Raw genomic sequence first — 1042 nt, 5'->3', positions numbered from 1 at the left:
CGAGCGAGGTGGAGGGCCACACGTGCACGTGCAGGTGCGGGATCTCGTAGCCGGCGATCATGAGCCCGGCCCGGCGCGCGGAGAACGCCGCCACCTGTGCCTTGCCGATCTGCTGGGCGACCGTCGTCAGGTGCGTGACCAGCGCCGGGTCGACCTCCACCCAGGCGTCCACCTCCTCACGGGGCACCACGAGCGTGTGCCCCGGCTGGAGCGGTGCGGCGGACAGGAAGGCCACGCACGTCTGGTCCTGCCACACGAAGCGGGCGGGCAGCTCGCCGGCGATGATCCTGCTGAAGACGGTGGCCATGGGGGTCCTCCTGAGGGGTCGGCGGGGCGGGGCCCCGGGGCTCGTCAGTCCCGGCCGGACGCGCCGTCGGGCTCGGGGCCGACCGCGACGGCGTTGGACGGGTCCTGGACCCATGCTGACCACGAACCCGGGTAGAGCGCCACTCCGGGTCGCCCCGCGACGGCCAGGGTGAGCACGGCGTGCGCCGCGGTGATGCCCGAGCCGCAGTACACGGCCACGGGAGTGGCGTCGTCCACGCCGACGGCGTCGAACCGCTCCGCCAGCTCCGCGGCGGGCCGCAGGCGGCCGTCCTCGGCGATGCTCTCCGCCGTGGGCACGTTCCGCGCCCCGGGGATGTGACCGGCCACGGGGTCGAAGGGCTCGACCTCCCCGCGGTAGCGCTCGGCCGCCCGCGCGTCGAGGAGCAGACCGCCGGAGGCCATCGCCTCGGCCCCGGCCGTGTCCACGACGGGCATGCGGCCCCAGGACGGCCGGGCGGTGCCGGGCACCGGGATGACCTCACCGGGCTGCAGGGGCAGGCCCGCGGCGCGCCACGCCTCGAGGCCGCCGTCCAGGAGCATGGAGTCCCGCAGCCCCGCGTGGCGCAGCAGCCACCAGGCGCGCGCGGCGGACAGGCCGTGGTCGTCGTCGTAGACCACGATGGTGTCGCCCTCGTCGATCCCCCACATCCGCACAGTCTCCGCGAACTGGCGCGCGTCCGGCAGGGGGTGGCGCCCCGCCGCCGGACCGGCGTGG

General features: G+C 76.2%; 2 protein-coding genes. Both read right to left on the bottom strand.

Translation table 11 applies throughout. From position 1 onward, the window contains the following. The coding region (locus AB0N07_RS52145) for an HIT family protein (protein ID WP_365848164.1) at positions 1–307 on the bottom strand (307 nt) is incomplete at its 3' end. Positions 308–351: 44 nt separating this feature from the next. After that, a partial coding sequence (locus AB0N07_RS52140; protein ID WP_365848162.1) for a sulfurtransferase occupies positions 352–1042 on the bottom strand: 691 nt, incomplete at its 5' end.

The organism is Streptomyces sp. NPDC051172, from assembly GCF_040682555.1.
Classification (GTDB): domain Bacteria; phylum Actinomycetota; class Actinomycetes; order Streptomycetales; family Streptomycetaceae; genus Streptomyces.
This window is presented reverse-complemented; position numbering and strand designations above follow the sequence as displayed.